Origin of the sequence: Kitasatospora sp. NPDC048545, assembly GCF_040651155.1 — a bacterium.
Lineage (GTDB): Bacteria > Actinomycetota > Actinomycetes > Streptomycetales > Streptomycetaceae > Kitasatospora.
This window is the reverse complement of record NZ_JBEZIQ010000005.1, coordinates 111,252-136,851: the sequence shown is the minus strand read 5'-3', so window position 1 is coordinate 136,851 and position 25,600 is coordinate 111,252. Positions and strand designations below refer to the sequence as shown.

The following is a 25,600-nucleotide window of genomic DNA, read 5'->3' as shown; positions in this document are numbered from 1 at the left end:
GGTCCCGGCGTCACGGCTTGGACGGCGGGTCGGCGGCCGCGCGGGCCGGGACCGACGCCCTCCTCCTCCGGGGCCGGTGGGAACCCGGGCGGGCGTCAGGTCCGGTGGATCGGGGGGACCTGGTAGGTCCCGTCCAGGACCCGGGGCTTCGGCTGGTAGAGGCGGATGATCGGGCGGAACTCGCCGGGCGGGGTGGGGAGCCAGTTGGCGGCGGCGGCCGGGTCCTCGGGGTGGTCGTGCTGGAGGGTCACCGTGAGGGAGCCGTCGTCGCCGTAGACCAGACCGGGGGTGCGGTCACCGATCGAGTAGCGGTCGATCGGGTTCTCCACCAGGTAGTAGTCCGGGACCGAGTACATCGTGACGGACCAGAAGGCCTCGGCCGGGGGTAGCCGGTCGAAGCGCAGGGTGTAGCTGTTGGCACCGGTGAGAGGCCGGCCGTCCGCGTCGTCGTAGGTCATCGCGTACGAGGCCTCGTAGGCGTGGTTGCCCCAGAGGCCGGCCCGGGCGGCGGCGGCCCGGCTGAGGTAGGCGGCGCGGCGGTCGGGGATGCGCCACTCGGGGTCGTCCAGGGTGCCGGGGCCGAGGTGGTCGGTGTTGTAGTCGAAGAGGTGGAGCGCGGAGCGCCATTCACCGAGCGGGTGGTCCTCGGGCGGACGGGTGGCGTCCTCGACCCGTTCGCGACCGGCTGCCAGACCCTTGGCCAGGGCGAGCGTCCACTCGGGGACGGCCGCGCGGTACGGCGACGCGCCGTCGTCCAGCAGGCCGAGCGGGGCGAAGCGGCGCTGGTACTCGATGTCCGCGGTGGCCGGGGGGAAGGCCTGCATCCACACCCGCAGGCGCTCGAAGAAGGCCAGCCGTTCGGGGACGTCCGGGTCGGGCTCGGGCAGCCCCGCGATCAGGCCGCCGGGCTCCAGCGGGTCCAGGCCGAGGCGGGACTGCAGGTCCCGGACCCGGGGCAGGTCGTCCGGGCCGGTGCAGGCGAAGCGGCCGACCACGGTGCCGACGGTGGTCGGCAGCTCGATCACCCGCTCCGGGTCCGCCGCGGTGCCGTGCCAGCCCGGCGGGACGATCAGCCAGGTCTGCGCGCCCGTACCGGTGGCGCGGCGGCCCAGGTAGGCGACGTTGTCCGTCCAGGCGTCGATGACCTGCAGCACGTAGTAGGAACCCGCGGTGTCCGGAACCTGCAGCACCTGCGGGCCCTCGGAGAGGTCGAGCTGGGCGATCGAGTAGACCGTGTCGTTGTTGACCGAGACGAAGTCGTCGGCCGGGCCGGCCAGCCGGGTGGCGTGGCTGAACCTGTTGAGCGGCGCCGCCGGCAGGGTGCCCAGGCCGCCCCTGGTGAAGCGCTCGGCCATGGTGAGACCGGCAACCAGCGGGTAGCCGTAGACGTACGCGTCGGCGGCCAGTGCCTCCAGCTCGGGCTGGTTCATCGGGGGTCCTTCGTACGGTCGGTCAGGACGAGGAGTCGGTCGGGACGCGCGGGTCGGTCGGGACGCAGCGGCCGGCCGGGAGGCGGGGGCCGGTGCGCCGCCGCTCCACGATCGGTACACATCCGTACAGACCTCTACAGACCTGCATGGATCGGATGCTAAGTCCGCCCGGAAAGGCCGGCACGTCGGGGCCGGCCCGCCGGACCGGGGGCCGCGCGGGATCTGCTGAGCGCGAATCCGGGCGTACGGACGGAGCGGCCGGGAGAGGGTGGCCGGTATGAAGATCCTCCTGCTCGGAGGCTCGTCCTTCCTCGGACGGGCCTACGCCGCCCAGGCCCTCGCCCGGGGCCACCGGGTGACCACCTTCAACCGCGGCCGCAGCACCGCCGACCTGCCCGGCGTCGAGGCCGTCCGCGGCGACCGCGACAGTGCCGAGGACCTCGCCGGGCTGCTGGACGGCCGCAGCTGGGACGCCGTCGTCGACACCTCCGCCCAACAGCCCGCCCAAGCCGCCCGCACCGCGCGGCTGCTACGCGAGCGGGCCGGGCACTACACCCTCGTCTCCTCCGTGCACGCCTTCGCCGACTGGCCCGCCCGGGTGATCGGCGAGGACTCCCCGCGGCACGACTGCCCCGCCGACACCCCGCCCGACCAGCCGTTCAGCCCCGCCCTCAAAGCCGGCTGCGAGCGCGCGGTGCTGGCGGGGTTCGGCGCCGAGCGGTCGCTGGTTCTCAACAGCGGACTGCTCATCGGGCCGCACGAGATCGGCGGCCGGCTGCCCTGGTGGCTGGAGCGGATGGCGCGCGGCGGGCGGGTGCTCGCCCCGGGCGATCCGCAGCGGACCATGCAGGTGATCGACGTCCGCGACTTCGCCGCCTTCGGGCTGGACCTGCTGACGGCCCGGACCAGCGGGCGCTTCCTCACCACGGCGCCGCCCGGACGGCTGCGCTTCGGCGAGTGGCTGGAGACCTGCCGGGCGGTCGCGGGCGCCGCGGACACCGAGTTGGTCTGGGTCCCGGACGGACCGCTGCTCGCCGCGGGGCCGGACCGGGTCGAGCCGTGGAGCGAACTCCCGCTCTGGGCACCGGATCTGCCGGAGCTGGCGGGTGCCTGGCTCGCCGACACCGGCCGGGCGGAGGCGGCCGGGCTGCGTTGCCGACCGTTCGCCGAGACCGCGCGGGACACCTGGGAGTGGCTGCGGACGCGTCGGCAGGCCGAGGACACCGACGCCGACGGGCGCAAGGGGCGGGTGGGCGCGGCGGTGCGTCAGGGCATCGAACCCGCCAAGGAACGGCGGCTGTTGGCCGCCTTCGGGTGAGCCGGTACGGGGCTCGGGTGAGCGGGCGCCGGGTGTGCCGGCCCGGGTGAGCGGGCGCCGGGTGTGTCGGCTCGGATGAACCGGCTCGCGTGAGCAGGCTACCGGGGCGAGCATGACGGCGGAGTGGGAAGTCGGCCGGTCCGACTTCCCACTCCTTGACGGCGTTCCTCGGGTGGCCGGCCCAGGGCGCCCGAGCCCGCCGCGACCGACGTGTCCGGTGCATCGGGCGTGTCCGGGCTGGTGCGTCGGACGTGTCCGGGCTTGGGGGCGTCCGGGCTCAGTGCGTCCGGCGGGTGACCAGTTCGGCGAGCGCCAGCAGTTCGTCGGCCGCGGACGGCTCGGGTACGGCGGTGGCCAGCTGCGCCATCGCCGCCGCCATCCGCTCGCAGGACTGGCCCTGCGCCCAGCCGCGCCCACCGGCACCCTCGACCGCCGCTGCGCACTGCGCCAACTCCTCGGGGCTCAGCTGGCGTTCGATCGCGTACAGCTCGGCCAGCCGCTTGCCCTCGACGGTGCCGGAGCCCAGCGCCGCGACCACCGGCAGCGACTTCTTCCGGGCCACCAGGTCCGCGCCGACGGGCTTGCCGGTCACTGCCGGGTCCCCCCAGATGCCGATCAGGTCGTCGATCAGCTGGAACGCCAAGCCGATCTCCCGGCCGAAGCAGTCCATGGCCTGCGCCGTCTCCTCGGACGCGCCCCCGTACAGGGCGCCCATCGCGCAGGCGGCGCCGAGCAGGGCACCGGTCTTGGCCTCCGCCATCGCCAGGCACTCGGGCAGCGAGACGTCGTTGCGCTGCTCGAAGGCGCAGTCGATCTGCTGGCCCTCGCAGAGCTCGACCACGCAGTCGGCGAGCCGACGGATCGAACCGTGGGCGGCCGGGTGGGTGTCCTCGGCGAGCAGGCGCAGGGCGAGGGAGTGCATGGCGTCCCCGGCCAGGATGGCCTCGGTGGTGCCGAACACCCGCCAGGCAGTGGGCCGGTGGCGCCGGGTGTCGTCCCGGTCGATGACGTCGTCGTGGAGCAGGGTGAAGTTGTGCACCAGCTCCACCGCCGCGGCCGCGGCGGCTGCCTCGGCGGGCGCACCGCCCAGGGCCTGGGTGGCGGCGAGGACCATGGCGGGCCGGATCGCCTTGCCGGAGGAGGCCGCGGCGGGCGTGCCGTCCGCCTCCCACCAGCCGAAGTGGTAGCCGGCGACCTTGCGCATCGTGCCGGGCAGCGAATCGACGGCGGCCCGCATGACCGGGTCGACCAGCGCGCGGGCCCGGGCGAGGATGTCGGCCGCCTCGTTCCCCTCGCGGTGGTCCCGTTCCAGCGTGGGACTCGTCATGGGTGTCTCCCCCTTCTTGGCGCCTGTCGTGTGGATGGCCCGGCACGGGCGGGGCCGGGGTCGCGCTGTGGGTGTCGGGCGGTGTCCTGGCGCGGGGTCGGCGGGCGCCGGGTCGGGACCGCTTGCACGGGGCACGGCCGGGACGGGCCGCCGGCACGGGCGGGGCACGTCACCGGCTCGGGGCTCGGGCCGACACGCATCGCCGGCCGGGGTGCGGTGCACCGCCGGCCGGACGGCGCGGATCTCCGAGCGACCCCGCCGCGGTGTCAGCGCCGGGCGATGTCCACGTTCTCCAGGACGCCGACCGCGTCCGGGACCAGGATCGCGGCGGAGTAGTAGGCGCTCACCAGGTAGGAAATAATGGCCTTTTCGTCGATTCCCATGAACCGCACCGAAAGGCCCGGCTGGTACTCGTCCGGAATTCCGGTCTGGTGCAGCCCGATGACACCCTGATTGTCCTCGCCGACCCGCATCGCGATGATCGAGCTGGTCTGCCCGACGATCGGGATCTTGTTGCACGGGAAGACCGGCACCCCGCGCCAGGACAGGATGTGCCGGCCCTCGACCTCGACCGTGCCCGGGTTGATGCCACGCTTGTTGAGCTCCCGGCCGAAGGCGGCGATGGTCTTGGGGTGGGCCAGGAACATCTTGGTGCTGCGGCGGCGGCTGAGCAGCTCGTCCATGTCGTCCGGGGTGGGCGGGCCGGAGTGGGTCTGGATCCGCTGGTCGTACGCGGCGTTCTCCAGCAGGCCGAACTCGGGGTTGTTGACCAGCTCGTGCTCCTGGCGCTCGCGCAGGGCCTCGATGGTCAGCCGCAGCTGGTGCTCGGTCTGGTTCATCGGCTGGTTGTAGAGGTCGGCGACGCGGGAGTGGACCTTGAGGATGGTCTGCGCGACGCTCAGCTCGTACTCGCGCGGCTTCAACTCGTAGTCCACGAAGGCGCCGGGCAGCTCGTACTCGCCCTCGTGGCCGGAGGAGAGGTCGATCGCGGCCTCGCCGTGCTTGTTCTGCGCCTGCTGGAAGCCGTTCAGGTACTCGATGACCTGCAGCTGCAGCGCCTCGGAGCGGTCGTGCAGTTCCTGGAAGGACGGCCAGGACAGCGCCATCACGGTGCCGGAGGTCGTGGCGCGGACCGTGTACGGCCAGGTGCCGTCGTCCTGCTGGAGCCCCTCGTCGCCGAGGTGGTCGCCGTCGGCGAGGGTGCCGACGACCGTTTCCTCGCCGTACTTGCCGGTGCCCATCCGCTCCAGCTTGCCGTGCGCGATCAGGAAGACCTCGCTGATCGGCGTGCCGGCCTCGACCAGGACGTCCCCAGGGCCGAACTCCCGCTGCACGAAGCGCGAGGCAAGTTCCTCCAGGACGGCCTCGTCCTGGAAACCGCGCAGCACCGGCACCTCGGCGAGCGTCGGCGGGACGATCCGCACCTCGGCGCCGGTCTTGACGAAGCTCACCCGGCCGCGACCGACGGAGTAGCGCAGACGGCGGTTGACCCGGTACGTGCCGCCGGACACCTGCACCCACGGCAGCTTCCTGAGCAGCCAGCGCGGGCTGATGCCCTGCATCTGGGGCGCGGACTTGGTGGTGGTGGCGAGGTTCCGCGCGCCCGCGGTGCTCAGACTCTGCTGCTGCCGGATCTCCGTCTGCGCGCCGGGCGCAGGAATACCGGCATTGGTTTCGGTCGACATGAGGGGAGCCCTTCGCATACCCGATACCCGATGAAGTGTCGCCTTGCACATTCGTGTTGCAGCTTCATGGTGGGCCCATTCGCGGGCAGCCCGCAATCACTCGTTCGAGTGGTTTGGAATAACCGAACAAATAGTACGAGTAGATCACCTGATCGATATTCATTCGACTATTTATTCGACTCTGCCGATTTCCCGCACCCATCCTCCCCCATCGACGCCGTCGCCCGCACCACCCCTTGACAGAACCGCCCACCGTCCGGACCGACCGGGCCACGCCGGCCGCCCCGGCGGTGGGCTACAGGGGCCCGTCCCAGTCGAGCGTCGGCTCCAACACCCCCTCCAGGGTGAGCAGCCAGCGCTTCACGTCGATCCCGACCCGGCCGCCGCCGAAGCCGCCGATCCCGTCCGCCGCCACCACCCGGTGGCAGGGCACCAGGAGGGCGACGGGGTTGGCGGCCATCATCTGCCCGACCGTCCGGGCGGCCAGGCCTGGCTCCGCGACGTCCCCGAACACCCCGCTGCGGGCGGCCAGTTCGCCGTACGTGACGGTCCGGCCGTACGGCACCTCGCGCCAGAGCGTCTGCAGCACGGTGCGGTGCGGCCCGGAACTCAGGCTCCAGTCGATCGGCAGGCCCAAGTCGTGGCTGCGGCCTGCCAGGTAGGCACCGATCCGCTCGGTGACGGCGGTGATCTTCGACTCGTCGGTGCACGGCGGCTCCTCGCCGTCACGCCCGCCGTAACCGGCCGCCGCCACGCCGAGCGGGGTCACCGCGATGTGCATCGGGCCGCTGGGCAGCGGCGTCGGCACGGTCAGCCAGGACATCGACCAGGACTGCGGCACGTTCGGGCCCCCACCCTCCGCCGGACCGGCCGCCGGCCACCCCGGCACCCGGGGGGCGTCCCCGCCCCGCGCGCCATCGTACGGGGGCCGCCGCGGAGCCGGCCGTGGTCCGAACCGGCCCGGACGCGGCCGACCCGGACCCGGGCACCGACAGGCCCGGCCCGGGCACGATCGGCCCCGGGCCGGGCGTCGCCGACCCCGGTCCGGACGGCTTCGGCCCCGGGCCGGGCGGCATCGGCTTCGGCTTCGGCTTCGGTCAGAGCTGCCCCTTCAGCTGGGTGGCGAGCGCCTGGGCCCAGTGCGCCAGTTCGGCGCGGTCCGGCCTCCGGCCCTCGCAGAGGAGGGCGAGCTGCGCGTCGTTGATCCGGTTCGGGCCCGGGATCTCCAGCAGGTACGCCACTTCGGCGAGCACGGTGGCGAGCCGCTCGGCGTCCGTGTGGTCCAGGGATACGGCGGATTCGTGGTGGCTGATGGTGAGCGAACCGGGCATTGGACGACCTCCTCCGTCACCCCCACTCCCTCCACCGTACGACCGGGTCGGCCGCCCCGCCCGCCGCGGAGGCGTACGTGCGCGGGTGGGGCAGCCGGTTGCGCTCCGGGGCCGGCCGGGCGCGGTGGGCCGCACCGGGGGCCGGGGGTGCGCCCCGGAGCCGTCCGAGGGGTCGGTCAGTCCTCCGGGTCCTTGACCCAGCGGCGGTTCCGTACGGCCGGTATGCCCAACACTACGGCTCCGGAAGCCAGTTGCCAGACCGCCCCGAGCAGCAGCACGGTGTCCGTGCCGAACCGGTCGGCCAGCGGGCCGGCCACCGCCAGGCCGAGCGGGCCGAGGGCGAAGGAGCCGAGCACACCGAACGAGGTCAGCCGGCCGAGCAGTTCCACCGGTACCCATCTCTGCGTCGTCGAGCTGTAGAGCGTCCCGCAGACCGCCGAGCCGAGCCCCGCCACCAGCGCGCCGGCGGCCACCCAGGGCAGCGACGCCCCCGCCGCGAGCGCCCCGGAAGGCAGCGCCCAGCCCAGCGCGGCCACGGACGCCACCGCGAGCGGACGGGCGGGCACGCGGCCGAGCATCAGCAGTCCACCCAGGACCGCGCCGGCCCCGTACACGCCCATCACCAGGCCCCAGCCGCCGGCGCCGCCGAGCCCCCGCTGCGCGGTGAGCGGACCGAGCACCAGGAACGGCGCCCAGACCAGCAGGTTGAACAGGCCCATCTGCGCGGTGGTGATCCACAGCCACGGCCGGGCCGCGAACTCCGACCAACCGGCCCGCAGCTCCCGGAGCACCGACTCGCCGCCGTCAGCCACCACCCGCCCGGGCAGCCGCAGCCCCGCCAGCGCGACGGCACCGGCCCCGTAGGTCACCGCGTCGACCAGCAGCACCACGGCCGGGCCCTGTGTCGCGGTCACCAGGCCCGCCACGGCCGGGCCGACCACCGTCGCCGCCGAACGGGACAGCCCCAGCAGGGTGTTGGCGTCCGCGATCGACTCCTCGCGGCGCACCAGCCGGGGCACGATCGCACCGAAGGCCGGCATGAACAGCCCCTCGCCGACCCCCCACACCGCCACCAGCCCCACCATCGCCCAGACCGGCGCGTGCCCGGCCGCCAGCAGCCCGGCGAACAGCGCCTGGACCAGGCCGCGCAGGACGTCCGACCCCAGCATCACCCCCCGGCTGCCCAGCCGGTCGGCGATCACCCCGCCGGCCAGCAGCACCAGCACCACGGGGAGGATCCGGGCCGCCATCACCCACCCCAGGTCGGTCCCGCCGCCACCGCCGTCGAGCACCGCGAAGGCCACCGCCACCGGCGCCATCGACGAGCCGACGAGGGAGGTCGTGTACCCGAGGAAGAACCACCGGAACTCGCGCTCGCCCAGCACGGCGAGCCGGTCTCCCGGGCGCCGTCGGCGGGCCGGGATCCGTTCGATGTCCACTGCCATGAGCAGAAAGTCTGGGGTTCCGGGGACGTCGAATTCAAGGGTTTCCGAGGAAAAACCTGAGTCCACCGGCATCAATGTTCCGAATTGGCCCGGCGACCGCAGTAAACAGGGGTTCCCATGGCTGCCCACCTGCTGTTTACTGCGCAACGCGGATATTCCAACGGGAACTCCGGACAATTGATTTACTGCGGAAGAAGGCGAATGTGACAGAGCACGCGACAGGACTCCCCCCGGTCGAGTACGCCGTCGCCGTCGAGCGCTACCTCGCCGCCTCCGGGCTCGCCGAGGGCTCCCGGCGGATCTATCGGATCGCGCTGCACACCTGGGCCTGGGCGCTCGCCGACCGGCCCGCCCCCACCGGCCCCGCACGGCGGCGCGCCCGACCGCCCGTCCTGCCACTCGCCCTGCTCGACCACCCCGACGCCGCCGAACGGCTCCGCGCCGCCGTCGCCCACCGCGCCGCCGACACCGACCCGCGCACCCTCAACCGGGAACTCTCCACCCTGCGGGCCGCCGCGGTCTGGTGGCGGGCCCACGGCTGGATCGACGGCGACCCGACCGCCGACCTGCACCCCCGCCCGGCACCCCGACCCGCCGCGGCGGCAGGCCCGTTGACCCCCGACCAGCTGCACGCCCTGTTCGCCCTCCGCGCACCCCTACGCGAGCAGACGCTCTGGCACCTGCTGCACGAGTCCGGCGCCGCGATCGAGACCGTCCTGGCCCTGGACACCGACCACCTCGACCTCCCCCGCCGCCGCAGCCGCCCCGGGCACACCCCCCTCCACTGGCGGACCGGCACCGCCCGGCTCCTCCCCCTCCTCGTCGCCGGCCGCACCGAAGGCCCGCTCTTCCTCACCGACCGCCGCGCCCCCACCGGCACCCCCGCCCTCGACCGCTGCCCCTACACCGGCCGCGCCCGCCTCTCCTACCGCCGAGCCGCCGAACTCTTCACCACCCACAGCGGCACAATCGGCCCGGGCTGGACCCTCCGGCAGCTGCGGGCCGGGCGGTGACCACACGGCGGCACCCGGACGATCACCAACGACCGTCACCACCCGGTGGAGCCGCTTCCCGGGTGAGCGGGATCCTCGGACCCCGGCAGGACCGCGCGGCGGCCGAACGGGAGCACACCGTCCAGCAGCGCCGCCAATCGGGGAAGGCCGGGCCGGGCGGCCGGGTCGAGGCGCAGGCAGGCGTCGATCGCCTCGGCGAAGGGGCGGGGCAGGCGGCGGCGTGCGGACACCGGTGGCGCGGGGCCCGACGGCCCTTCGTCGAAGGGGAGTTCGCCGGTCGCGGCCTCGTAGAGGGTGATGCCGATGCCCCAGACGTCGGTGGCCGCCGTGAGCGGGCCGCCGGTGGCCTGTTCGGGGGCGAGGTAACCGTCCGTGCCGATGCCGGGGGTGCCCGGGCCCGGGGGGCGGGCGATGCTGAGGTCGAGCACCTTGGCGCGGCGGCAGTCGATCACGATGTTGGAGGGCTTGAGGTCGAGGTGCAGCAGGCCCTGCCCGTGCAGGTAGCGGGTCGCCGAGCAGATGTGGAGCCCGAGCAGGGCCAGGTCGCCGGCGGCCGGACGGCGCGCTCGGGTGTCCAGCAGGTGGGCGAGGGTCTCGCCGGTGAGGGTCTCCAGCACCGCGTACGGCTGCGGGCGTTCGCCGGTGCCGTAGCCGCGCACCAGGTGCGGGTGGGTGAACTCGGTCAGCCAGCGGCCCTCGCGGAGCAGGCGCTCGCGCAGCCTCCGTTCGCGACGGCGGTCGGGCCGGAGCACCTTGACCACGCAGCGGCAGTCCCGTTCCTCGCTCCAGCAGTCGTACACGTCGAGCCAGCCGGTGCGGCACAGGTGGGCCAGGACCTGGTAGCCGGGGGCGATGGACTCCCCTGCCGGGAACGGCGGTCGGGGAGGGGACGGCGGTCGGGCGGGGGAAGGTCGGGCCGGGGAGGGCTGCCGGTCCGAGAACGGCTCGCGGTCGGGCGGCGGCTCGCGGTCGGACAACGGCCGACGGGCGGTGGAGGGTCGGCGGGGGCTCATCGGGCCGCCTCCCTGGCCGCCTCCCGGACCGGCGGCCGGTGCAGCCGGTCGAGCCGGGCGTAGCCGTCGTCGCGGGCCAGCAGTTCCTCGTGGGTGCCGCAGGCGGCGACGCAGCCGCCGCGAAGCAGCACGATCCGGTCCGCGTTCCGCACGGTCAGCAGGTCGTGCGAGATGATGATCGTCGTCCGACCGCTCATCAGCCGCCGGAGCGGCTCCAGGATCCGCCGTCCGGACTCCGCGTCCAGCCCGGCGGTCGGCTCGTCCAGCAGCAGGACGGGCGCGTCCCGGACCATCGCCCGGGCGATCGCGATCCGCTGCCGCTGCCCGCCGGAGAGCATGCCGCCCTGCCGGCCGACGAGCGTGTCGTACCCGTCCGGCAGCCGGCTGACGAACTCGTGCGCGTCGGCGGCCTTCGCGGCCGCGACGATCCGGGCGTCGGTCGCGCCGGGCCGCCCGTAGGCGATGTTCTCCCGGACGGTGCCGTGGATCACCAGGGTCTCCTGCAGCAGGACCGCGATGTGTTCCCGCAGGTCGGCGAGGGCGAGTTCGCGCAGGTCGAGGCCGTCGAGGCGGACGGCGCCGCGCTCCGGGTCGTAGAAGCGCAGCAGCAGCTTGGAGATCGTCGACTTGCCCGCCCCGCTCGCTCCCACGAGGGCGACCGTCTCGCCCGGCTCGGCGCGGAAGGACACGTCGAACAGCGCCACCCGGGTCGTGCCCGGGTAGCGGAACCACACCCTGTCGAAGGCGACCGCGCCGCGGATCCCGGCGGGACGCAGCGGGGCCGGCGGGTCGGCCACCTGCGGCTGCTGGTCGAGCAGTTCGATGATCCGCTCGGCGGCGGCCGAGGCGGAGTAGAAGCCGTTGCTGAGCCGCGAGATCCCCCGGATCGGGCTGTACAGCCGGCTCAGCAGGGTGACGAAGACGAGGAGTTCGCCGAGCGTCAGCCGGCCGTGGGCGAGCTCCCAGGCGCCCAGCCCGAGCACGATCAGCGCGCCGGCCAGCTCCAGCAGTTCCACGATCGGCGCGAACAGCGCCCGCAGCCGAGTCGCGGCCATGGTCGCCCGGAACCGTGCCAGGCTCTCGCGGAGGAACCGTTCCTGCTCCCAGTCCTGCCGGTTGTACGCCTGCACCAGCGCGAGGTTGTCCAGGGTCTCCTCCGCGAGCGCGCTCACCGAACCGCTGCGCCGCCGCCGCTCCCGGGACGCGGCCTTCACCCGCACCGAGAAGCGCCGCGCCGTGAACCAGAACACCGGCGCGACCACGAGGGCCACGGCGGCGAGGTCCCAGCGCAGGTAGAACAGCACCGCGAGGAAGACGGCGAGCTCGGCGACGTACGCGACCACGTCGAGGACGCCCGAGAGGAGGAAGGTCTCGACCGCCTCGACGTCCGACGTCAGCCGCGACAGGACGTCACCGAGCCGCCGCCGCTCGAAGAACCCCAGGGAAAGGCCCTGGAGATGGCGGAACACGTCCGTGCGCAGGGCGAGCAGGAAGCGCTCGCTGACCCAGGTCGAGGTCGTCTCGTCGGCGAAGCGCAGACCCCCTGCCACCACCGCCAGCACGGCGTAGCCGAGCGCCACCGGCAGGAACAGCCCGAGCCTGTGCGGCACCAGTACGTCGTCGACGACGACCTTGAACAGCCAGATCGCGGCCGCGTCGACCACCGGCCCGAGCAGGACGAACCCCAGCAACAGGACCAGCCAGCGCCGGCCACCGCGGGTGTACGGCCAGAAGCGCCCGAACGTCCGCAGCAGCGGGACGGCCGGCGCCTGGGCGACGACCGGGTCCACCCGGCCGTCGCCGTCACCCGCGTCGACGGCCGTCAACCGCTTCAGCGACCACACGGTACGGATCCGGCCCACGGGATGTGGCCGGGCCGACGACGGCCCGGCCCTGACAGGACGGCGAAGCCGTCAGTGCCGCGAGTTGCTTCCATGACGGCGGCGACGACGGTCGTTCGTCTTGGAGTCCTTGGTCTCCTTGCCGGTCCCGGTCCGCTTGCGCGGATGGCGCAGCGCCGGCACCAGGTTGGCCAGCATGCTCATGGCTACCACCTCTCCGTAGGTCTGCTCGATATCCCCACCCGGAGGTACGCGCCGGGGGGCGGGGGTGCTCACCGGCAGCCGCGGCGGTTCTCCGCTCGCGACGACGGGGCGGTGCGGCGCGGCGGTCGGGCAGTGCGGCATGCGGCCGCTGGGCAGTGCGGCGCGGCGGTGCGGTGGCAGTGGCGGTGCAGTGGCAGTGGCGGGGCGGCTGTTACGCAGCCGATGGACGGCCGTGACACGACCGGCCGAGGACCGCGACACCGCCCTCCTACCGTCATCACCACGCCCCGGCCGGACCGGCTGGACCTACCGGACCGGCCCCACCGGCCCGGGGCGTCCGCGACGAGGACGTACGAGTCCGGCGCCGACGACGAACGTCCGCGACCGCACCGCACCGCGCCACGCCGCATCACGCGATCCGCGCCGTCCCCGGGCGACGCGATCCGCGAAGCCGCGCGTGACGCGATCGACCGAACCGAAGACCGACGTACCGACGTACCACCGATGCAGATGGAGACCACCGCATGAGCAGGAGCCGTACCGATAGCTCGCCCGCCCGCCGCGTCCTGGCGGTCTGCGCCCTCACCGGGGCCGCGCTGCTGACCGTCATGACCGGCGGACAGGCCTGGGCCGACGGCGCGCCGAAGCCCGTCGCCTCGCCGGCTGCGGGCGCCGCCGCCACGTCGACCGCCACGCCGACCCCGGCCGACCCGAAGGCCGCCGGCCCGGCCGTGAAGACCGCCACCGCGACCCCGGCCGACCCGAAGGCCGCCGCCCCGGCCGCGCCGCAGGCCCCCAACGGCAGCCAGCCGCAGGTCCGTGAGGTGCCCAAGGGCGCCGCGCAGGCCGGCGACGGCTCCGGTGCCTCCGACAGCTCCGGCCTGATGCTCGCGGGCGGCGGCGCCGTCGCGGCCGTCGGCGCCGGCGCGCTGGGCTTCGCCGTCCTGCGCCGCCGCTCCGGTGCGCGCGGCTGACACCGGTCCCGAGTCCGCCGGGCACCCCGGCGCCGCTCCCCCGCACCTGGCCAGTGGGGGGAACGGCGCCGGGGCCGCCCCGACGGCGGGGACCATCGGCCACGGCCGCACGCACATCGACCCCACGTCCGACGGCGGCGCGTACGACGGCCGCACGCACGACGGTGGCACGCACGACGGCCGCACGCAGGGCAGCCGCACGCACGACGGCAGACCCGCCCGCGGCCCGGGACATCGGCGCGGACGGCGCGGACGGCGCCGCGCCGCCGACCCCGGCCCGAGCCGCCTGCGCCGGACCGCCTTCGGCACGGCGGGCCTGCTCTGTCTGGTACTCGGCGTCTCACTGGCGCTGTCCGGCCGGGAGACCCCCATGGTGCGGATCGAGGCCTCGGGACACGGCAGCAGCACCGCCGACGCCCTGCCGGCCGCACCGGCCGGCGGGACCACCGGACCGACCGGCGGCCCGGCGACCACCGCCGCGAAGCCCGTCCCGCCGTCCCCGCCGACGCGCCTGCTCATCCCCTCCGCCGGAGTGGACGCTCCGGTGACCGACCTCGGACTGAACGCCGACGGCACCGTGCAGGTGCCGCCGGCCGACCGGGGCGACGAGGTCGGCTGGTACCGCAACGGCCCGACCCCGGGCGAGACCGGGCCGGCCGTCCTGATCGGGCACTACGACACCGTGCACGGCCCCGCGGTCTTCCGGCAGCTGCCGAAACTGCGGCCCGGCGAGCTCGTCCGGGTCCGGCGGGCGGACGGCAGCACCGTGGACTTCAAGGTCCGTACACTGCTCCAGGCCGCCAAGGACGGCTTCCCCACCGAACAGGTCTACGGCAACACGCCCGCACCCGCGCTGCGGCTGATCACCTGCGGCGGGCAGATCGGCTCGGACGGCCACTGGACGGACAACATCATCGTGCTGGCCGACCCGGCCTGAGTCCTCCCGCCCCGGGCCGGCTGCTCCTGACCGGGCCGGCGCCTCCCGAGCCGCCCTGATCGGTCCGCCGGGGAACCCCCGACCGCCGTCCGCACGACCTACCAGCAGGGCCCGGTCGGTCGGGGGCGGCGGAGGAGTCGCGCGCGGGCCCCCGCCGGAGCCGCCGACCCGCCGCACCACCACAGATCAGGAGGACGAGCACCGACCGTGGCAGCACCACCCGCACCCCGCCGCCGACCCGGCGCCGTCCCCGTGGCGGCCCTGGTCGGCCTGCTCGTCCTCCTCGCCCTCGCCGCGCTGGCCTTCGGCCGGTCCACCCCCGGCGGTCTGCGGGACCAGGGCCCGGTCCCGACGGTCACGCCACCGCCCGTCCCCCAGGCGCTCTGGCCGAACCTGAACGCCTCACCGGCCCCGGTCCAGCCCGCCACCGGCGGCGGCGCCACCCAGCCGCCGCCGCAGCCCGTGCCCGGCGTGACCGTCACCGGACAGGACATCACGGCGGTCGACCCCCGGACCGTCCTCGCCAAGGACCCGGCGGTGACCGCGGAGGAGCGGTCCGCCCTCGACCCCTGCAGCGGCTGCGAGGTCCGCACTCCCGAGTTCCGCGACCTCACCGGGGACGGCAGGCTCTCGCTGATCACCGCCGTCATCACCCCCGGCTCGGTGGTGCTGCACGTCTACACCCCCGACAAGGACCGTCTCCTGCCCGTCCTGCGGGTCCAGGTCCAACGGACCTTCAGCGCCGAGACCATCGGCTCCGACCTGTGGCTGTACGAGTCGAACAGCCTCTACGTCCGGACCAGCAGCCACTACCAGTGGGACGGCGCCAGGCTGGTCCTGCTGGAGCGGAAGGACCAGGGCCTCGGCGTGCTGCCGCCCACCGGCCCGGACCCCGCCCAGCCCAACGCCGCCGTCAAGTCCGCCGCACCGGCCTTCCCTCCGACCGCCACCGCCACCGCCACCGCCACCGGGGCCGTCCCGTCCCCCCGCGCGCCCCGACCGACCTCCCCGCCCTCCGCCCCCGCCGTGTCCCCGGAGCCGAAGCGATGACCCCCGCGACGCACCCCGCCGCCGCCCCCGCCCAGCCGCACATCCTCCTGGTCGAGGACGACGAGGTGATCCGCGAGGCCACCCGGATGGCCCTGGAGCGATACGGCTTCCCGGTCAGCACGGCCGCCGACGGCCTGGAGGGGCTGGAGGCCTTCCGCGCCGTCCGGCCCGACCTGCTCCTGCTGGACGTCATGCTGCCGCTGCTCGACGGGGTCGGCCTCTGCCGCCGGATCCGCGAGGAGAGCCAGCTGCCGATCCTGATGATGTCGGCGCGCACCGACCCGGTGGACGTCGTGTCCGGGCTGGAGGCCGGTGCGGACGACTACGTCGTCAAGCCTTTCGAGAGCGCCGTGCTGGTCGCCCGGATCCGTACCGTGCTGCGGCGCGTCCCGGTCGCCCCGGCGGCCACCGCCGGGGCGCCGCCGTCCGAGGTCCCGGCCGACGCGTCCGGCCCGGCCGCACCGTCCCCGTCCTCCTCGCCGTCCCCGTCCTTCCTGCCGTCCCCTCCCGCCGCTCCCGCCCTGGCGTCCCCGTCATCCCCGTCATCCCCCTCCCCCCGGCCCTCCCCGGCGGTCCGCAGCTTCGACGGCCTCCAGGTGGACACCGACAGCATGGAGGTGCGGGTCGACGGCCGCCTCGTCCCGCTGACCCCCACCGAGCTGCGGCTGCTGCTGGAGTTCACCGCCGCCCCCGGCATCGTCATGGAGCGCTCCACCCTGCTCGAACGGGTCTGGGACTACGAGTGGGGCGCCGACACCCGGGTCGTGGACGTCCACGTACAACGGCTGCGCGCCAAGATCGGCTCCGGCCGGATCGAAACCGTCCGCGGGTTCGGCTACAAGCTGCGGCGCCCCGCATGACCCTGCGCCGCCAGATCGCCACCGCCGTCGCCGCCGTCTCCGTCCTGGTCGCGGTGGCCGTCGGCCTGCTGGTCCACCAGGCGATGATCCGTCAGCACGTCGAACAGGCCCGCTCCGCCGCCCTCACCGCCCTCGCCTCGGCCCAGGACGGCTACAAGCTCAACCCCGAACCGGCCGGCCGCGGCGCAGCCGTCAACGACCCGGCGCTGCCCGAGCGGCTGCGCGCCCTCGCCGTCGGCGGCCGGCAGGGCTCGATGCTCGCGACCGACGGCAAGGGCGAGTCGATGTGGGCGGCCGGCCCGGTCCAGAGCGGTGTGCTCTCCGTCCGGCTGGACTTCACCCAGGACCGGCAGGCCATCGCCGACCTCGACCGGATCATCCTGCTCACCGTCATCGCCGCGGTCTTCACCACCGTGCTGGTCGGCGTCCTCGTCGCCGACCGGATCAGCCGCCGCCTGCGCACCGCCGCCACCGCCGCCCGGGGCATCGCCGCCGGCGGGACCGACACCCGGATCGGCGAACTCGTCGACGGCAAGGACGAGGTCGCCGACCTCGCCGCCGCCGTCGACCTGATGTCCCGAACCCTGCACCGCCGGCTGGCCGACGAGCAGCGCTTCACCGCCGACGTCGCCCACGAACTGCGCACCCCGCTCACCGGCCTGGTCACCGCCGCCGAACTCCTGCCGCCCGGCCGCCCCACCCAGCTCGTCCAGAACCGGGTCCAGGCCCTGCGCGGCCTGGTCGAGGACCTCCTGGAGGTCTCCCGCCTCGACGCCGACGCCGAGTCCCCCGACCTCTCCGCCGTCCCCCTGGAACGCGCGGTGCGGCGCACCGTCACCCTCACCGGGCTGGACGTCACGGTCGAGGTCGCCGCCGACCTCCGGGTCCGCACCGACCTGCGCCGGCTCGACCGCATCCTCGGCAACCTGATCCTCAACGCCCACCGCCACGGCGCCGCCCCGGTCCACGTCCACGTCGACGGCCACCGCATCACCGTCCGCGACCACGGCCCCGGCTACCCCGACGACCTGCTCCGGCACGGCCCCCAGCGCTTCCGCACCAACATCCCCGAACGCGGCCGCGGCCACGGCCTCGGCCTCACCATCGCCACCGGCCACACCCGCGTCATCGGCGCCACCCTCACCTTCACCAACCACCCCACCGGCGGCGCCCTCGCCACCCTCAGCCTCCCCCCGGACTGACACCCGCCCGGCCCATCCGCAGCCACGCCCCCTGCTTTCCTCCCCCTCGCCGCTGCCGCCGCGCGAACCTGCCCGGCCGATTTCATGCGGAGACGTCAGAACGCCCCGGGCCGATCCCGGCCCGGGGCGTTCTGCGTTCTTCGGCGCTCTGACCTGCGCCGGAAGCTGAGCCCCCTGTCGGGTTCGAACCGACGACCCCCGCTTTACAAGAGCGGTGCTCTGGCCAGCTGAGCTAAGGAGGCACGGTGGCCGTCCGCGACGGATCACGGCGGCACCGGGGGCAGTCTACCGGGCCGGGGTGGCGGGGTGGTGGGATATCCGGGGGTTGGTGGGGCGGGTGGGCGTGATGGAACCGATGCCGAAATCGGGTCGGTGGGGGGCTGACAAGCCGCGGAAGCGCAGGTAGCGTCGCCGGGAGTCGGTTCGTGTAGTGGTTCAGACCACTGACGGGGCGACGGAGCGAGAACCACACACCCCTTTACTCGGATCGTCCGGCACGTTCCTGCCGGTGAAGGAGAGCAACAACCATGGCTTCTGTCACGTACGACCAGGCGACCCGCATCTACCCCGGGGCGGACAAGCCCTCGGTGGACGCGCTGGATCTGGAGATCGCGGACGGCGAGTTCCTCGTGCTGGTCGGCCCGTCGGGCTGCGGCAAGTCGACCAGCCTGCGCATGCTGGCCGGTCTGGAGGACGTCAACTCCGGCGCGATCCGGATCGGTGAGCGGGACGTCACCCACCTGCCGCCGAAGGACCGGGACATCGCCATGGTGTTCCAGAACTACGCGCTGTACCCGCACATGACCGTCGCCGAGAACATGGGCTTCGCGCTCAAGATCGCCGGCGTGAACAAGGCGGAGATCCGCACCAAGGTCGAGGAGGCGGCGAAGATCCTCGACCTCACCGAGTACCTGGACCGCAAGCCGAAGGCGCTCTCCGGCGGTCAGCGCCAGCGCGTCGCGATGGGCCGCGCGATCGTCCGCCAGCCGCAGGTCTTCCTGATGGACGAGCCGCTGTCGAACCTGGACGCCAAGCTCCGCGTCTCGACCCGTACCCAGATCGCCGGCCTGCAGCGCCGCCTGGGCATCACCACGGTGTACGTCACCCACGACCAGACCGAGGCGCTCACCATGGGCGACCGGGTCGCGGTGCTCAAGGACGGTCTGCTGCAGCAGGTCGACACGCCGCGCAACATGTACGACAAGCCCGCCAACCTGTTCGTGGCCGGCTTCATCGGCTCGCCGGCCATGAACCTGGTCGAGGTGCCGCTGGTGGACGGCGGCGTGAAGTTCGGCGGCTCGGTCGTCAACATCTCGCGCGAGAACCTGGCCGGCGCCGGTTCCGACAAGACGGTGACCGTCGGTGTCCGCCCCGAGCACTTCGAGATCGTCCCGGCGGGCGGCATCGAGGGCGTCGCGGTGACCGTGAACGTGGTCGAGGAGCTCGGCTCGGACGGCTTCGTCTACGGCACCACCAAGATCGGCGGCGAGGACAAGGACCTGGTCGTCCGCGTTCCCGGCCGCCAGATCCCGGCCCGCGGCGAGACCATCCATGTGGTGCCGATCGCCAACGAGACCCACGTGTTCGCGACCGGCACCGGCAAGCGCCTGAGCGTCTGCGACTGACACCGGCGCCACACCCGGCACAACCGGCACAACCGGCACGGCTGCCGCCACCGGCATCGCCGCCGCCACCGGCATCGAAGCGACGGAGCCCGTCGGACCCTCCCCGGTCCGGCGGGCTCCCGCCATGCGTCCCGCGTCAACACGGCGTGGGGACGAACCAGGACAGCGCGTCACTCGATGGTGTAACGGAGGGCGATCTCGCCCGTACCCACCGCTACTCTCCTGAGGGTGAAGCAGCTTGTGCGCCGTATCGGCCAGACCGTCGCCCTGACCTTGCCCGTCGTCCTGGTGACCACCGGCACCCTCGCCGTGACCCGGGTCCCGTGGGCCCCGCCGACCGGGCTCGACCAGCAGGTCGTGGCGGCGTCCAGCGGTGACGGCGCCGGGATCGGGCGTTCCGACACCTCGACCAGGTCCGCCGACGGGCTCGCCCCGCAGGAGTCCCTGCGGGTCGCCCTGCTGGACGAGTTGCGTGCGAAGAACCCCTCCGCCGCGTTGGACCTGCTGGAGCGTTCGATGCGCGAGCAGCCCTCGCTGACGCCGTACTGCAGTTCGCTGGCCACCGAGTTGGGCAAGGCTGCGGTGCGCAAGTACCAGGGCGACGTCCAGCGGGCCCGGTCCTTCGCCCGCCCGGTCTGCGACGGGGCGTTCGCGGCGGGTGTGGTGGGCTGACGCCGACGCCGGGGCCCGTCCTCGCCGCCCTGCGGGCGGGAGTTCGACGGCGGGCCCGGAACCGGTCCTCGCCCGGGGTGGCGGCCCTATTGTTCAGGCATGACCGCTGACTCCGGCCCCACCGCCGACCTCGCGTCCCCGAACTCCCCGCAGTCCCAGGGCTCTTCCCTGACCCGGACCGCCCCGCAGTCCCACCCGCCCCGGCCGACGTCGACGCCGGTGACCCAGGCGGTCATCCTGGCCGGCGGCCAGGGCTCCCGGCTGCGGCCCTACACGGACGACCGGCCGAAGCCGCTGGTCGAGATCCCGGGGACGGGCACGCCGATCCTCGGCCACCAGCTGGCCTGGCTCGCCGCCGAGGGTGTCACCGACGTGGTGGTGTCCTGCGGGCACCTGGCCGACGTGCTGGAGGAGTGGCTGGCCACGACGGACCTGCCGCTGCGGGTGCGCACGGTGGTCGAGGCGGAGCCGCTCGGGCGCGGTGGCGGGCTGAAGTACGCGGCCAAGGCGCTGCCCCGCCCGGACGAGCCCTGGTACGCCACCAACGGCGACATCTGGACCCGCTTCAGCCTGCGGGAGATGGCCGCCTTCCACCACGAGCGGGACGCCGTCGCGACGCTTGCGCTGGCTCGGCCGCGGATCCCGTGGGGCGCGGTGGAGACGGACCAGTTCGGCAACGTGCTGGACTTCATCGAGGCGCCGCCCTCGCCCTTCCTGATCAACGCCGGCCTGTACGTCTTCAGCCCGGAGTTCGCCGAGCTGCTGCCGGACGTGGGCGACCACGAGCGCACCACCTTCCCCCAACTCGCCCGCAGCAAGCGGCTGGCGGGCTACCAGCTGCCGCAGGGCGTGTACTGGCGCGCGATCGACACCGCCAAGGACCTCACCGAGGCCGCCAAGGAACTCGCCGCCGGAGCCGGCCACACGCCGCAGTGACGCCCCCGGCCGCCCCTGCGGCCTCCGCGGCCCCGTAGGCTCCCGCAGCTCCGTGGCACCCCGCCGACGGACAACGACGACGGACAACGACGGATCGGCCGGGTGCTCCCCCACGGAGCACCCGGCCGATCCGTCGTGTCAGGCCTTCAGGTCGCGGTCGGGGCCCCCGGGCGGGAGGAGCGGGCGCCGCCGGACAGGTCGGCCAGCGGCGCGCTGCCCAGCACCCCGCCGAGCAGCCCGGCGCCGGAGCTGGGACTGGACTTGGGCGCCGGGCCCGAGCCGCCGGGGCCCGGGGTGCTGCGCTGGGCGGGCGCGGAGCCACCCGATCCGGCGGACGGTGCGGCGGGCGCCAGGGAGGAGCCCGACCCGGTCTCCGCCTTGCCGGAGTGGCCCTTGCCGCTCGGGGTCGGGGTGGCGGGCTTGGAGGGCGGGGCAGTGGACGGCGTGGTGGCGCTCGGGGTGGGGGTGGCCGGGCGCGGGGCGGTGGGCGAGGGCGAAGTGGACGGGCCCTTGCCACCGGGGGCGCCGGACGGGCTGCCGGACGGCCACACCGGGGTGCCGTAGTCGTTGGCGGGCCGGGTCGGTGCCTGGTGCGCGCGGGCGCCGGTGCGGACGGCGGCGCCGAACATCGAGCCGAGCAGCAGGGTCAGACCGACGACGACGGTGGTGACCACCGTGCCACGGCGCAGCACCCGCCGGCGCAGCGCCCCGGGGGCGTCCGCGCCGAACCGCCGCCAGGCCTCCAGGTTGAGCCGGCCGTCGAGCGAGGCGAACGGTGCCCCGGCGATCAGCAGCGGGCTCCAGGCCGCGAGGAAGATCAGGTCGGGCGTGTCGTAGACGGGAACGGCCCGCCAGCTGACGGTGAACAGCAGCGCGGCGGAGAGCACCATCGCCGCCCCGGCCGCGAGCCGCTGCCAGAGGCCGAGGACGGTCAGCACGCCGACCACGATCTCGGTGAACGACACGATCAGGCCGGCGCCCACCGGGTGCGCCATGGCGAAGGCCAGCAGCGGCTCGGCGACCTTCCAGGGGTGCAGCGAGGAGAGCCAGCGCATCATCGAGCCGCGCTCGCCGCCGTCGAAGTACACCGGGTCGCACAGCTTGCTGAACCCGGCGTAGACCGAGAGCGAGCCGAGGACGGCGCGCAGCGGCAGGAGCACCAGGCCGAGGTCGACCCGGCGGCCGGGGTACCAGGGCTGCTTGCCTTCGGCGTCGACGGCGGAGACCTCGGGCAGTTCGCCGCTCGGGGTCCAGCCGTGCGGCTCGCCGATCGGGCCGACGCCCGCGTCGGTGGCGCTGCCGTTGCCCTCGCGGGGCTGGCGCGGCACGGTCCGGGCGCCCGCGAGGGACGGGATCACCTGGGTGTCCGCCTCGGCGAGGCCGACGCCGCCGCGGCCGCGCCCGGGGGCACCGCCCTGGCGCACGGCCTCCAGCAGTTGGGTGGCCGCGAGGTCGCCGGGGGGCGCCTGGCCGGTCCAGGTGACGGCGGTGACCCGGCCCTTGCGGCGCGGCGCTCCGGCCCCGGCCAGGGCCGGGACGGCGGAGGCGGGCACGACGACCTGCGGGGTGACCAGCGGACGACGGATCAGGCCCTGGTTGGCGTAGGGGTCGCCGAACGCGGCGCCGGTGGACAGCAGTCCGGCCGGGGCCTCGATCAGCGGCGCCACCGGGACGCCGAGCCGGAGTCGGAAGCTCGCCTGGGTGCTGCTGAGCCGCGCGGGGTCCGACTCCACCTTGACGGTGTTGAGGCCGGGGCCCGCGTCTATCCCGGTGCTGCCGCCGCCGAACAGGGGGCGCCGAGGTGTTCTGGTGTCCACGCCCGTCTAACCGGGTGACGGCCGCTTAGGACACTCTCCCGGGTGGATGTCCGGCGCACACTTGAAGTGATCATGAAAAAAGCGATCGGACCCGGTCGGGCCCGATCGCCTTTCACCCGGATTGCGGGCAATCCGGAAGATCGCCTGCGCCCCGCCCGTCGAACGTGCTCAGCGCTCGGCGCACATCTCCGCGTCCGCCGGCGCGGCGGCCCGGGCGGACATCACCACCACAGCGGCAGCCTCGGCCGAGCGTCAGCCTCGACCCCGGCCTCGGCCGAGCACGTCAGCCTCGACACCGACCACGGCCGAGCACGTCAGCCTCCGCCTCAGCGCTTGGCGCGCAGCCGGGCGGCCTCGTACAGCACGATGCCCGCCGCGACACCGGCGTTCAGCGACTCGGTCAGCCCGGACATCGGGATCCGCACCCGCATGTCGCAGGTCTCAGAGACCAGCCGGGACAGGCCCTTGCCCTCGCTGCCCGCGACGATGACGACCGGGCCGGTCAGCAGCTCCAGGTCGCCCAGCTCGCCCTCGCCGTCGGCGGCCAGGCCGACCACCATCAGGCCGGCCTTCTGGTAGGCCTCCAGGGTGCGGGTGAGGTTGGTGGCCCGGGCGACGGGCAGCCGGGCCGCGGCGCCGGAGGAGGTCTTCCAGGCACCGGCGGTCATGCCTGCCGCGCGGCGCTCGGGGATGACCACGCCGTGCGCGCCGAAGGCGGCGGCGGAGCGGACCACGGCGCCCAGGTTGCGCGAGTCGGTGACGCCGTCCAGCGCGATGATCAGCGCGTCCTGGCCGGCGTCGGCGGCCTCGGCCAGCAGGTCCTCGGGGTGGGCGTACTCGTACGGCGGGACCTGGAGCACCAGGCCCTGGTGGTTGAGCCCGCCGGTCATCTGGTCCAGCTGCGGGCGCGGAGCCTCCATCAGCGGGATGCCGCGGTCGTTGGCGGCCTGGAAGGCGTCGCGGACCCGGTCGTCGGTGTCGATGAACTGCTGGACGTACAGCGCGTTGGCCGGCACGCCGCCCTGCAGCGCCTCGACCACCGAGTTGCGGCCGAAGACCAGTTCGGCGCTGCCCGCGCCGCCCCGGCCACCGCGGCCGGCTCCGCCGGCCCGCCGCATGCCGGCCCGGGCCTTGGCGTCGCGCTCGCGCTTGATCGCGGCGTTGGCGGCCCGCTGCTTGGGGTGGCCCTTGCGCTCCGCGCCGGGCGGGGTCGGGCCCTTGCCCTGGAGCGACTTCCGGCTGTGCCCGCCGGTACCGACAGACGCACCCTTCTTCGATCCGGGGTTGCGGCGGTTCCTGCGCTGGCTGTTGCCGGCCATGGCTGTACTTCCTGTCTGTCCGGCATGCCCTGGCCGCCCCGTTCTGTCCGGCGGCGGCCGACGGCATGCGCTACGTCATGCGGGAGGGCCGCACCGGTCCGGTGCGGCCCACCCATCACCCCGATCGTCAGATGGGGTTACTGGCTGTTGATCGTCCAGCGCGGGCCGGACGGGGTGTCCTCGATCGCCAGCCCGGCCAGGCCGAGCTGGTCGCGGATGGCATCCGCGGTGGCGAAGTCCTTGCGCTCGCGCGCCGCCTGCCGCTGGTCCAGGACCAGGCGGACCAGCGAGTCGACCACGCCGTGCATGCTCTCCAGTGTCCCAGCCTCGCCGCGGTCCGTCCCGGCCCAGTGCGGGTCGAGCGGGTCGAGGCCCAGCACTCCGAGCATCGCACGGACCTCGGCCAGTCGCGCCACCACGCTCTCCTTGTCGTCCGCGTTCAGGGCGCTGTTGCCCTGGCGGACGGCGGTGTGCACGACGGCCAGCGCCTGCGGGACGCCGAAGTCGTCGTCCATCGCCTCGGCGAAGGCCGGCGGCACCTCGGGCGCCGCGTCGACCGTGCCGCAGCGCTCGACGGCGCGCTGGATGAAGCCCTCGATCCGGCCGAAGCCGACCTCGGCCTCGCGCAGCGACTCCTCGCTGTACTCGATCATCGAGCGGTAGTGCGGGCCCGCCAGGTAGTAGCGGAGCACGATCGGACGCCAGTTCCGGACCATCTCGGAGACCAGCACCGAGTTGCCCAGCGACTTGCTCATCTTCTCGCCCGCCATGGTGACCCAGGCGTTGTGCACCCAGAAGGCGGCGAAGTCGTCGCCGTAGGCCTTGGACTGGGCGATCTCGTTCTCGTGGTGCGGGAAGATCAGGTCCAGCCCGCCGCCGTGGATGTCGAAGGCCGGGCCCAGGTACTTGTGGACCATCGCCGAGCACTCCAGGTGCCAGCCGGGGCGGCCGCGGCCCCACGGGGTCTCCCAGCTCGGCTCGCCCGGCTTGGCGGCCTTCCACATCGCGAAGTCACGCTGGTCCCGCTTGCCGGTCTCGCCGTCCCCGCTCGGCTGGCGCAGGTCCGCCAGCTTCTGGTTGGAGAGCGCCAGGTACTCGGGGTACGACTTCACGTCGAAGTAGACGTTGCCGTCGGCCGCGTAGGCGTGGCCCTTCTCGATGAGCCCCTGCATCATCGAGACCATCTCGGGGATGTGCCCGGTGGCCCGCGGTTCGACGGTCGGCGCCAGGCAGCCGAGGGCGGTGTAGCCGTCGTTGAAGGCGCGCTCGTTCTCGTAGGCGATCTGCCACCACGGGACGCCGAGCTCGCGCTCCTTGGCGATGATCTTGTCGTCGATGTCGGTGACGTTCCGGGCGAAGGTCACCTGGTAGCCGCGGTAGGCGAACCACCGCTGCATGATGTCGAAGTTGAGCCCGGAGCGGATGTGCCCGATGTGAGGCGCCGACTGGACGGTAGCGCCGCACAGGTAGATCGAGACACAACCCGGTACAAGCGGGACGAAGTCGCGTACCTGGCGGGTGCTGGTGTCGTACAGACGAATGCTCACAGCGTCAAGCGTAGTGGGCAGCAGGGGGTGCCCCGCCACATTCCCCGGGACAAC

General features: G+C 74.1%; 22 protein-coding genes and 1 tRNA gene. 10 read left to right on the top strand and 13 right to left on the bottom strand.

Going from position 1 to position 25,600, the window contains the following annotated elements:
- Positions 1-95 precede the first annotated feature (95 nt).
- Complete coding sequence (locus AB0D10_RS07390) at positions 96-1,430, bottom strand: DUF1254 domain-containing protein (RefSeq protein ID WP_360252786.1); 1,335 nt, start codon at positions 1,428-1,430, stop codon at positions 96-98.
- Between the two features lie 277 nt (positions 1,431-1,707).
- Here AB0D10_RS07390 and AB0D10_RS07385 point away from each other — a divergent pair, with 277 nt between their 5' ends.
- Positions 1,708-2,748, top strand: coding sequence for an NAD-dependent epimerase/dehydratase family protein (locus AB0D10_RS07385; RefSeq protein ID WP_360252783.1), 1,041 nt, complete (start codon positions 1,708-1,710; stop codon positions 2,746-2,748).
- Between the two features lie 277 nt (positions 2,749-3,025).
- Here AB0D10_RS07385 and AB0D10_RS07380 read toward each other — a convergent pair whose 3' ends face one another.
- The 5 genes from AB0D10_RS07380 to AB0D10_RS07360 form a co-directional block, all read right to left on the bottom strand.
- Positions 3,026-4,075 (bottom strand): family 2 encapsulin nanocompartment cargo protein polyprenyl transferase, encoded by a 1,050-nt coding sequence (locus tag AB0D10_RS07380; protein ID WP_360252780.1) that lies wholly within the window; start codon positions 4,073-4,075, stop codon positions 3,026-3,028.
- Between the two features lie 266 nt (positions 4,076-4,341).
- Positions 4,342-5,760: a family 2B encapsulin nanocompartment shell protein gene (locus AB0D10_RS07375; protein ID WP_360252777.1), complete on the bottom strand. Its 1,419-nt coding sequence runs from the start codon at positions 5,758-5,760 to the stop codon at positions 4,342-4,344.
- A 295-nt stretch (positions 5,761-6,055) separates the two neighbouring features.
- On the bottom strand, positions 6,056-6,601 hold the full coding sequence (locus AB0D10_RS07370) for a methylated-DNA--[protein]-cysteine S-methyltransferase (protein ID WP_360252774.1): 546 nt from the start codon (positions 6,599-6,601) through the stop codon (positions 6,056-6,058).
- Between the two features lie 256 nt (positions 6,602-6,857).
- Positions 6,858-7,091, bottom strand: a complete 234-nt coding sequence (locus AB0D10_RS07365; protein ID WP_360252771.1) for a hypothetical protein — start codon at positions 7,089-7,091, stop codon at positions 6,858-6,860.
- A gap of 176 nt (positions 7,092-7,267) precedes the next feature.
- Positions 7,268-8,536, bottom strand: coding sequence for an MFS transporter (locus tag AB0D10_RS07360; protein ID WP_360252768.1), 1,269 nt, complete (start codon positions 8,534-8,536; stop codon positions 7,268-7,270).
- Positions 8,537-8,739: 203 nt separating this feature from the next.
- On the opposite strand from AB0D10_RS07360, the gene AB0D10_RS07355 reads away from it, so the two are divergent.
- Complete coding sequence (locus AB0D10_RS07355; protein ID WP_360252765.1) at positions 8,740-9,549, top strand: hypothetical protein; 810 nt, start codon at positions 8,740-8,742, stop codon at positions 9,547-9,549.
- 35 nt (positions 9,550-9,584) lie between these two features.
- On the opposite strand, the gene AB0D10_RS07350 is transcribed toward AB0D10_RS07355, so the two are convergent.
- From AB0D10_RS07350 to AB0D10_RS07340, 3 genes are all read right to left on the bottom strand, one after another.
- Positions 9,585-10,562 carry a serine/threonine-protein kinase gene (locus AB0D10_RS07350; protein ID WP_360252762.1) on the bottom strand — a complete coding sequence of 326 codons (978 nt, stop codon included), beginning with the start codon at positions 10,560-10,562 and terminating at the stop codon, positions 9,585-9,587.
- Positions 10,559-12,406: an ABC transporter ATP-binding protein gene (locus AB0D10_RS07345; protein WP_360252759.1), complete on the bottom strand. Its 1,848-nt coding sequence runs from the start codon at positions 12,404-12,406 to the stop codon at positions 10,559-10,561. Before AB0D10_RS07345 ends, AB0D10_RS07350 begins: the two co-directional genes overlap by 4 nt.
- Before the next feature lie 69 nt (positions 12,407-12,475).
- Positions 12,476-12,607: a hypothetical protein gene (locus tag AB0D10_RS07340; RefSeq protein ID WP_360252756.1), complete on the bottom strand. Its 132-nt coding sequence runs from the start codon at positions 12,605-12,607 to the stop codon at positions 12,476-12,478.
- A gap of 524 nt (positions 12,608-13,131) precedes the next feature.
- Here AB0D10_RS07340 and AB0D10_RS07335 point away from each other — a divergent pair.
- The 5 genes from AB0D10_RS07335 to AB0D10_RS07315 all read left to right on the top strand — a co-directional run bounded on the left by AB0D10_RS07335 (position 13,132) and on the right by AB0D10_RS07315 (position 17,630).
- Positions 13,132-13,581 carry a hypothetical protein gene (locus AB0D10_RS07335; RefSeq protein ID WP_360252753.1) on the top strand — a complete coding sequence of 150 codons (450 nt, stop codon included), beginning with the start codon at positions 13,132-13,134 and terminating at the stop codon, positions 13,579-13,581.
- The gene (locus AB0D10_RS07330; RefSeq protein WP_360252750.1) at positions 13,568-14,518 is read left to right on the top strand and encodes a class F sortase; all 951 of its coding nucleotides are present in this window, start codon (positions 13,568-13,570) and stop codon (positions 14,516-14,518) included. The genes AB0D10_RS07335 and AB0D10_RS07330 overlap by 14 nt, the downstream gene beginning before the upstream one ends.
- 207 nt (positions 14,519-14,725) lie before the next feature.
- On the top strand, positions 14,726-15,568 hold the full coding sequence (locus tag AB0D10_RS07325) for a hypothetical protein (protein ID WP_360252747.1): 843 nt from the start codon (positions 14,726-14,728) through the stop codon (positions 15,566-15,568).
- Positions 15,565-16,428: a response regulator transcription factor gene (locus tag AB0D10_RS07320; protein ID WP_360252744.1), complete on the top strand. Its 864-nt coding sequence runs from the start codon at positions 15,565-15,567 to the stop codon at positions 16,426-16,428. The genes AB0D10_RS07325 and AB0D10_RS07320 overlap by 4 nt, the downstream gene beginning before the upstream one ends.
- Positions 16,425-17,630 carry a HAMP domain-containing sensor histidine kinase gene (locus tag AB0D10_RS07315; RefSeq protein ID WP_360252740.1) on the top strand — a complete coding sequence of 402 codons (1,206 nt, stop codon included), beginning with the start codon at positions 16,425-16,427 and terminating at the stop codon, positions 17,628-17,630. Before AB0D10_RS07320 ends, AB0D10_RS07315 begins: the two co-directional genes overlap by 4 nt.
- 168 nt (positions 17,631-17,798) lie before the next feature.
- Here the strand turns inward: AB0D10_RS07315 and AB0D10_RS07310 are convergent.
- A tRNA-Thr gene (locus tag AB0D10_RS07310) sits at positions 17,799-17,872 on the bottom strand.
- 285 nt (positions 17,873-18,157) lie between these two features.
- Here AB0D10_RS07310 and ugpC point away from each other — a divergent pair.
- The 3 genes from ugpC to AB0D10_RS07295 all read left to right on the top strand — a co-directional run bounded on the left by ugpC (position 18,158) and on the right by AB0D10_RS07295 (position 20,863).
- The gene (gene ugpC / locus AB0D10_RS07305; RefSeq protein ID WP_360252737.1) at positions 18,158-19,255 is read left to right on the top strand and encodes a sn-glycerol-3-phosphate ABC transporter ATP-binding protein UgpC; all 1,098 of its coding nucleotides are present in this window, start codon (positions 18,158-18,160) and stop codon (positions 19,253-19,255) included.
- A gap of 228 nt (positions 19,256-19,483) precedes the next feature.
- Positions 19,484-19,927: a hypothetical protein gene (locus AB0D10_RS07300; protein ID WP_360252734.1), complete on the top strand. Its 444-nt coding sequence runs from the start codon at positions 19,484-19,486 to the stop codon at positions 19,925-19,927.
- A 99-nt stretch (positions 19,928-20,026) separates the two neighbouring features.
- A complete protein-coding gene (locus AB0D10_RS07295; RefSeq protein WP_360252731.1) occupies positions 20,027-20,863 on the top strand; it encodes a nucleotidyltransferase family protein in 837 nt (278 codons plus the stop codon).
- A 146-nt stretch (positions 20,864-21,009) separates the two neighbouring features.
- On the opposite strand, the gene AB0D10_RS07290 is transcribed toward AB0D10_RS07295, so the two are convergent.
- The 3 genes from AB0D10_RS07290 to cysS all read right to left on the bottom strand — a co-directional run bounded on the left by AB0D10_RS07290 (position 21,010) and on the right by cysS (position 25,546).
- Positions 21,010-22,680, bottom strand: a complete 1,671-nt coding sequence (locus tag AB0D10_RS07290; protein ID WP_360252728.1) for a DoxX family membrane protein — start codon at positions 22,678-22,680, stop codon at positions 21,010-21,012.
- A gap of 326 nt (positions 22,681-23,006) precedes the next feature.
- Positions 23,007-23,999 (bottom strand): 23S rRNA (guanosine(2251)-2'-O)-methyltransferase RlmB, encoded by a 993-nt coding sequence (gene rlmB / locus AB0D10_RS07285; RefSeq protein WP_360252725.1) that lies wholly within the window; start codon positions 23,997-23,999, stop codon positions 23,007-23,009.
- Between the two features lie 137 nt (positions 24,000-24,136).
- On the bottom strand, positions 24,137-25,546 hold the full coding sequence (gene cysS, locus AB0D10_RS07280) for a cysteine--tRNA ligase (protein ID WP_360252722.1): 1,410 nt from the start codon (positions 25,544-25,546) through the stop codon (positions 24,137-24,139).
- Positions 25,547-25,600 lie beyond the last annotated feature (54 nt).

Bases quoted from the DNA above. Each gene is read 5' to 3' on its own strand.
- AB0D10_RS07390 (WP_360252786.1), bottom strand. From the start codon at position 1,430: ATGAACCAGCCCGAGCTGGAGGCACTGGCCGCCGACGCGTACGTCTAC.
- AB0D10_RS07385 (WP_360252783.1), top strand. From the start codon at position 1,708: ATGAAGATCCTCCTGCTCGGAGGCTCGTCCTTCCTCGGACGGGCCTAC.
- AB0D10_RS07380 (WP_360252780.1), bottom strand. From the start codon at position 4,075: ATGACGAGTCCCACGCTGGAACGGGACCACCGCGAGGGGAACGAGGCG.
- AB0D10_RS07375 (WP_360252777.1), bottom strand. From the start codon at position 5,760: ATGTCGACCGAAACCAATGCCGGTATTCCTGCGCCCGGCGCGCAGACG.
- AB0D10_RS07365 (WP_360252771.1), bottom strand. From the start codon at position 7,091: ATGCCCGGTTCGCTCACCATCAGCCACCACGAATCCGCCGTATCCCTG.
- AB0D10_RS07360 (WP_360252768.1), bottom strand. From the start codon at position 8,536: ATGGCAGTGGACATCGAACGGATCCCGGCCCGCCGACGGCGCCCGGGA.
- AB0D10_RS07350 (WP_360252762.1), bottom strand. From the start codon at position 10,562: ATGAGCCCCCGCCGACCCTCCACCGCCCGTCGGCCGTTGTCCGACCGC.
- AB0D10_RS07340 (WP_360252756.1), bottom strand. From the start codon at position 12,607: ATGAGCATGCTGGCCAACCTGGTGCCGGCGCTGCGCCATCCGCGCAAG.
- AB0D10_RS07335 (WP_360252753.1), top strand. From the start codon at position 13,132: ATGAGCAGGAGCCGTACCGATAGCTCGCCCGCCCGCCGCGTCCTGGCG.
- AB0D10_RS07320 (WP_360252744.1), top strand. From the start codon at position 15,565: ATGACCCCCGCGACGCACCCCGCCGCCGCCCCCGCCCAGCCGCACATC.
- AB0D10_RS07315 (WP_360252740.1), top strand. From the start codon at position 16,425: ATGACCCTGCGCCGCCAGATCGCCACCGCCGTCGCCGCCGTCTCCGTC.
- ugpC (WP_360252737.1), top strand. From the start codon at position 18,158: ATGGCTTCTGTCACGTACGACCAGGCGACCCGCATCTACCCCGGGGCG.
- AB0D10_RS07295 (WP_360252731.1), top strand. From the start codon at position 20,027: ATGACCGCTGACTCCGGCCCCACCGCCGACCTCGCGTCCCCGAACTCC.
- rlmB (WP_360252725.1), bottom strand. From the start codon at position 23,999: ATGGCCGGCAACAGCCAGCGCAGGAACCGCCGCAACCCCGGATCGAAG.